Here is a 6,392-nt window from a genome sequence, read left to right as displayed (position 1 = left end):
TGTTTTACCGTGGTCAACGTGGCCGATAGTACCAACGTTAACGTGCGGTTTCGTACGTTCAAATTTTTCTTTAGACATGAGTGGTCCCTCTAGGTACGGATTTAGGTGGCCCAAATTGACCACGCAACCAAAAAAAGATAATTGGTAAATCTAATATCAAAAGGAAATAAACTTGAGAGCTGGTGCTGATAGGCAGACTCGAACTGCCGACCTCATCCTTACCAAGGATGCGCTCTACCACCTGAGCTATATCAGCACTCAAATTAGAGTGGAGCGGGCAGCGGGAATCGAACCCGCATCATCAGCTTGGAAGGCTGAGGTAATAGCCATTATACGATGCCCGCAACACGTAACTCTGAGAGCTATTTCCTAAAGAATATGGTGGAGGGGGACGGATTCGAACCATCGAAGGCAGTGCCGGCAGATTTACAGTCTGCTCCCTTTGGCCACTCGGGAACCCCTCCAAATTTTCAAGCCATTCAGACTACTAAAGGAAAGAATGGTGCCGACTACCGGAATCGAACTGGTGACCTACTGATTACAAGTCAGTTGCTCTACCTACTGAGCTAAGTCGGCATAAGTGGTGCGCATTCTATTGAATGATTTTCTAGGTTGCAATAGTAATTTGAAAAAAAATCATAAATTTCGATTTTTTAGATTCGTTTGCTGCAAATTCGTACAAACTTAGCTTTTTTAAAGCAAACTTCGACCTTTGTCGTTTGCTTTGAAGTTCGCTTGATGTATGTTCTTGCTTCTATTAAACCAAGGATAAAAGAGACCCATGAGTCCATTTTTGTCATTTGACCGTGCAAATTGGGCCGAGTTAAGAAACTCTGTACCGATGACACTTTCTGAAGACGACTTGACTGCGCTTCAGGGCATTAATGAAAACCTAACCATGGAGGAAGCGGTAGAGATCTACCTTCCTTTGTCTCGTCTTTTAAATCTGTATGTCCAGGCTCGTCAAAGCCGCAATTCCGTATTACAACAATTCTTAAATACAGAGGAACATGCTCCCCCTTTCGTAATTGGTATCGCTGGCAGTGTTGCTGTAGGCAAAAGTACGACTGCTCGTATTCTAACGGCATTGCTTTCTCGTTGGGAGAATCATCCCAAAGTGTCCTTGGTTACAACAGATGGCTTCCTATATCCGAAAAAAGTACTAGAAGAACGCGGTATCATGCATCGTAAAGGCTTCCCAGAATCCTATGATATCAAGCGCTTAGTCGAGTTCATGTCTGACGTAAAGGCAGGAAAGCCCGATCTTGAAGTACCCATCTACTCTCACATCACGTATGACATTACTGATGAACTAAGAAAAGTGGATAGACCGGATGTTCTTATTATTGAAGGTTTAAACGTTCTGCAAAGTGGAATGGACTATCCACATGACCCGCATCGTGTCTTCGTATCTGACTTTTTAGATTTTTCAATTTATGTCGACGCAGAAACAGAGACCATTGAACATTGGTACGTAGAACGCTTTTTAAAGTTTCGCCAAGGGGCCTTTACGAAACCAGGCTCTTATTTTAGCCACTACACACAACTCTCTGTCGATGACGCAAAGAAAAAAGCAAAGCAAATTTGGCATGATATTAATGGGCTCAATTTAGAATTGAATATTCTTCCAACTCGTGAGAGAGCCCACTTGATTCTACACAAAGGCGTTAACCACTTGGTTGATAAAGTCTCGTTGCGAAAGTAATCGAAGCTTAGTCACTTTTACGCAACGAGATTTCACCACCAATATAAGTCTCTAATCCTTGGGAGGTTTCGATTAATATTCCACCTTGATGATCGATGCCTCGAACGACGCCATGTACCTCTCTAGGCCCAATAAGCAGTTTGACCTGACGATTAAGGAAATTGTCTAACCGATTCCAACGTTCGATAAAGCCAGTAAGCCCTTTCATTTCATATTCGACAAGTGCAGAATTCCAATGCTTGATAAGAGTCATTGCTAGAACATTTCTATCGTTCTTGAGACTCTGATTTACTTGGTTCAACGTGGTCCATGGCTGGTCAATCTCAGGCTGGTCGTCAGGCATTCCAATATTCAGGCCCATCCCAATCACTAGATGAGCAGCCCCACCGGCCTGACCCGACATTTCAACCAAGATTCCGGCCAGTTTTTTATCTTGATAATACAAGTCATTCGGCCACTTGAGTTTAACACCTTGCATGCCTACTTCTTCCAGAGCTTCCACTGCGGCAATCCCAATCACCAAGCTCAAGCCCATTGCCGCAGCCATTCCCGCATCCAGTCGCCAATACATAGAGAGATATAAGTTAGAGCCAAACGGTGAGACCCATTGTCTACCGCGGCGACCACGACCTTGAGCTTGATATTCAGCAATACAAACACGGCCCTTTTCCGAATCCGCGACTCTGTCGAGCAAATATTGATTCGTTGAGTCAATCACAGGGACGAGTTCAACAAGTGGCTCCGAGCTAGTGGTAAGGAGAGTCTCGTCTAACAACTGCAATGGTGAGGCTAATTGGTAACCGCGCCCTTGCACTCGATAAATATCAATACCCCATTCACTAAGACCTTTAATGTGCTTAGCGATTGCCGCTCTAGAAACATTAAGATCGTCGCCCAACGCTTCTCCTGAATGAAACTCTCCATCACTTAATAACTTTAGAATATGAAGTTTCGTAGAGTGATCTTTTCTCATCTAGATGCCTCGATCTGAGCCAAATTGGTCTCCCCGGTACGATTGAGAAAGCGTACTTCATGCTCAAGTATGATTTGGTATTTGTCCCATACTGTATGCTTCACTAAAGAAGCAAGCGCGACAATGTCATCAGCACTACAATTATCTATGTTGGTCAAAACCAAAGCTTGCATAGGGTTGACCTGCGCACCGTGTACAGACTTCCCTTTTAATCCACACTGATCAATAAGCCAACCAGCAGCAATTTTCATTCCTCCTGAAGCTGGGTAGGCCACTACGTTAGGGTATTTTTTTGTGAGTCGATCATAGTGATCTTGTGTGATCACTGGGTTTTTAAAGAAACTACCTGCGTTACCTATCTTGGTTGGATCTGGCAGTTTTGCCTTTCGCACTTGGCATACTCGTTCGAAGATAGAAGCAGGGCTGAGTTGTTCTTCTGGGATACTTTGTAAAGGGCCGTACTGGTTAATCGGCTGCCATTGCTTCGCCAACTTAAGCCCTAATGCGGTGATAAAGCACTTTCCGTGCAACGCATGTTTAAATATGGAATCCCTATAGGCAAACTCACAGTCTTGGGCGTGCATTCTTTTGTTTTCAAACGTAGTTAGGTCAAGAACATCTACATAATCACAGATGTCTTTTAGCTCTAGGCCATACGCACCAATGTTCTGAATAGGAGCCGAGCCAGCACAACCTGGAATCAAAGCTAAGTTCTCGATCCCACCGATCCCCTGATTCACACACCAGGAAACCAATTCAGGCCAATCTTCACCACCGGCAATATGTAATAGGTAGTGCTCATCCGTTTCCGTGACTTCTTTACCCATGATTCGATTAACAATCACTAATCCCTCAAAATGTTCTGTAAAAAGAACATTACTTCCTTTACCTAAAAAAAGTTTCGGTAAATGGGTGAATCTTGGGTTTTGAAATAGCTCAATAACATCTTCAAGCGACTCAACGATAGCTAAATAGGAACACGATTGTTCAATTCCAAAAGTATGGTAAGCCTTTAGGCTCGCATTTGTTTTAATTTGCATAGTAGGTTTGCAACACCAGATAAGATTCTCTTAAACTGTCGACATTCTACATTAGTTATCTTTTAACCGCAGTGACAATACCAGACTCATTAATCATAGAAGTGTTAAATCCCATCAAGCTCCCCCTCATTAAGAAACTATACAAAGCGTATTACCCTGCGGGTCGAGCCAAAAAGGATGAATTGATCATTACAGCAAGCCATAAGGGTGAAATCATTGCGTTACTACGTTTAAAAAGTGTAGATAAAGTTCGTCTGTTGACAGGAATGTTGGTCATTCCGAAAGTTAGGGGAACAGGAATTGGAAAAAAACTACTAACTCATTGTAAAAACAATGTTTTCACTGATGGCGATTATTGCTTCGCGTTTACACATCTCGAATCCTATTATTCCAAGCATGGATTCACAACAATTGATTGCTCTGAGCTACCACACCCGCTAAAAATGGCATTTCAACGTTATGTAGATAGCGGTAAAGATCTCATTCCAATGCAATTCATCTCTTCAACGACATCAAAACGCGTGCTTTTGTAGCCAGGTAAATCATATCTTTGATAAAATGGCAGGTTCGCAATATTGCACTAAACTAAGGTACTCATACCGATATGATAGTAAGTAGGAATCCATTCGAACAGTTGCCAAGTCTCGCTGTCAATCCGGAAGACTTTGATGTTCTGTATTCAGCAGAATCATTCAGAACCCGTCTTTTAGATGCTATCAGCAAAGCAACGTCGCGAATTTACCTAGTCGCTCTATATCTGGAAGATGATGAAGCTGGACGTGAAATTCTCACTGCGCTTTATGAAGCGAAACAGCGCAATCCTGGGTTGGACATCAATATCTGTGTCGACTGGCATCGAGCGCAGCGTGGCCTGATTGGTGCGGAGACATCTGAGGGTAATTCAGCGCTTTACAAAGCATATGCCAGTAAGTACCAACACCCAATCCCTGTCTATGGCATACCAGTGCGTGGCAGAGAAGTTTTTGGGGTACTGCATTTAAAAGGCTTCATTGTCGATGATACTGTTATCTACAGTGGGGCGAGCTTAAATAACGTTTATCTCCATTATCATGAACGTTATCGATTTGATCGTTACCATGTGATTCGACATGAATCTTTAGCGAATTCAATGGTGCAATTCATTCAGGAAGAAATGATTGCTCACCCTGCCGTTAATGATCTTGCAGGAAAAGATAAGCCAGAAACCAAAGAAATAAAGTCGGCGATTCGCCAACTGAGGGCTTCTCTTGCTCAAGCCAACTATAAGTTTGAAGACCAAGCTGCAACAGAAGAAAGCGTAAAAGTCACTCCGTTAGTTGGGCTAGGCAAACGCCGTAATCTACTCAATCAACAGATTGTAAAGTTATTGGCAGCAGCCCAAGACGAAATTTTCATTTGTACGCCTTACTTTAACTTCCCTAAAGCACTTCATCGTGAAGTGAAACGAGCCATGAAGCGTGGTGTGAAAGTAACTATTGTTGTGGGTGATAAAACCGCCAACGACTTTTACATTGCACCTGAGGAAGACTTTAAAACCATTGGCGGACTTCCATATCTTTACGAAGTGAATTTACGTCGCTTTGCGAAAACCAATGAAGCGAATATCGCCGCACGTAAATTGTCAATTAACCTATGGAAGCATGACAATAACAGCTTCCACCTTAAGGGTATTTGGGTTGATAAACGCTATATGCTACTTACTGGGAATAACCTAAATCCACGTGCTTGGTCACTCGACCTAGAAAATGGGCTACTCATACAAGACAATTATGCGAAGCTCACTGAGAAGTTTGAAGACGAAGTTTCGCGTATTCTTGAGCATACTCACCTTATCTGTACTTATAAGCAATTAGAGAAAGTAGAAGACTATCCTATAGGGGTACAGCGACTGGTCAGAAAAATTACCCGCCTAAAGGCAGATGGTGTTTTAAAGCGTATTCTTTAGACATCATTTCTCGCTCTAAAGTACGTCGAGATTTTTATACTAAGCCAACCGCTTTAGCAGTTGGCTTTTTCATATAATCCATTTGGAATACTTAACTATTTTCTAGTACCGCTAGTGAGCACATAACCACTTAGATCTAGAGCGACTCTCTTAATGGGTTTGAGCTTTGACGTTTGTGAGTATTCCGCATAGCTTACAGCCTCGAGCTAAGCTACCCCTCTCTGTTTTGGCGCTTCTTACCCCTTGGCGATATATTTTTTCTGAGACTCATCAAATGTTCAGCGTCGAAAATCATCACCTCGCTAATGAAGAGCTCCTTCAATCTTTCACCTTCCAATTCTTTTCAAGTCGTTTGATTTTTGAGCCAGGAGAGATTGGGGGTATATATGACGCTTTTCTGGATTATGCGCACAGTTCGTTTTTTCTTTCTCATCAAGATTCAAGCCGTTGAACGCCTTTGAATACCATAGATTACTTAGGTTTGTTTGTAGGTCATATTGTCTTTCCACAGCATCAACGGCCTATATTAATTAAAGCCTAGTGTGTAATCACGCAAAGTTCACTTAGTAGGGATTATGGGGAGTAGTCTAATTAGGTGTAAACACACTTCAGGGAAACGCCGCAGTAGAAACGAAAAAAGCCTCAGTCTTTCGACTGAGGCTTAATATAAGTGGCGGAGTGGACGGGACTCGAACCCGCGACCCCCGGCGTGACAGGCCGGTATTCTAA

At 42.7% G+C, this 6,392-nt stretch carries 5 protein-coding genes and 4 tRNA genes; 3 read left to right on the top strand and 6 right to left on the bottom strand.

What is annotated here, in order from left to right:
• Positions 1 to 180: 180 nt before the first annotated feature.
• The 4 genes from R7Q38_RS22570 to R7Q38_RS22555 all read right to left on the bottom strand — a co-directional run bounded on the left by R7Q38_RS22570 (position 181) and on the right by R7Q38_RS22555 (position 576).
• Positions 181 to 256: transfer RNA gene (locus R7Q38_RS22570), tRNA-Thr, on the bottom strand.
• A 13-nt stretch (positions 257 to 269) separates the two neighbouring features.
• Positions 270 to 344: transfer RNA gene (locus R7Q38_RS22565), tRNA-Gly, on the bottom strand.
• Positions 345 to 379: 35 nt separating this feature from the next.
• Positions 380 to 464 (bottom strand) — tRNA-Tyr (locus R7Q38_RS22560).
• A 36-nt stretch (positions 465 to 500) separates the two neighbouring features.
• Positions 501 to 576: transfer RNA gene (locus R7Q38_RS22555), tRNA-Thr, on the bottom strand.
• 205 nt (positions 577 to 781) lie between these two features.
• Between R7Q38_RS22555 and coaA the strand changes: the two genes are divergently transcribed.
• A complete protein-coding gene (gene coaA / locus R7Q38_RS22550; protein ID WP_005388683.1) occupies positions 782 to 1,705 on the top strand; it encodes a type I pantothenate kinase in 924 nt (307 codons plus the stop codon).
• A 7-nt stretch (positions 1,706 to 1,712) separates the two neighbouring features.
• Here coaA and birA read toward each other — a convergent pair whose 3' ends face one another.
• A complete protein-coding gene (birA, locus tag R7Q38_RS22545; protein WP_239939284.1) occupies positions 1,713 to 2,678 on the bottom strand; it encodes a bifunctional biotin--[acetyl-CoA-carboxylase] ligase/biotin operon repressor BirA in 966 nt (321 codons plus the stop codon).
• Positions 2,675 to 3,718, bottom strand: a complete 1,044-nt coding sequence (murB, locus tag R7Q38_RS22540) for a UDP-N-acetylmuramate dehydrogenase (RefSeq protein ID WP_239939283.1) — start codon at positions 3,716 to 3,718, stop codon at positions 2,675 to 2,677. Before murB ends, birA begins: the two co-directional genes overlap by 4 nt.
• A 101-nt stretch (positions 3,719 to 3,819) precedes the next feature.
• Here murB and R7Q38_RS22535 point away from each other — a divergent pair, with 101 nt between their 5' ends.
• Together R7Q38_RS22535 and pssA are read left to right on the top strand one after the other, a co-directional pair.
• On the top strand, positions 3,820 to 4,251 hold the full coding sequence (locus R7Q38_RS22535; protein ID WP_017821963.1) for a GNAT family N-acetyltransferase: 432 nt from the start codon (positions 3,820 to 3,822) through the stop codon (positions 4,249 to 4,251).
• A 71-nt stretch (positions 4,252 to 4,322) separates the two neighbouring features.
• Positions 4,323 to 5,663 (top strand): CDP-diacylglycerol--serine O-phosphatidyltransferase, encoded by a 1,341-nt coding sequence (gene pssA / locus R7Q38_RS22530; protein ID WP_239939282.1) that lies wholly within the window; start codon positions 4,323 to 4,325, stop codon positions 5,661 to 5,663.
• Positions 5,664 to 6,392 lie beyond the last annotated feature (729 nt).

The sequence above is a fragment of the Vibrio sp. Vb0598 genome (genome assembly GCF_033338935.1).
Classification (GTDB): domain Bacteria; phylum Pseudomonadota; class Gammaproteobacteria; order Enterobacterales; family Vibrionaceae; genus Vibrio; species Vibrio alginolyticus.
This window is presented reverse-complemented; position numbering and strand designations above follow the sequence as displayed.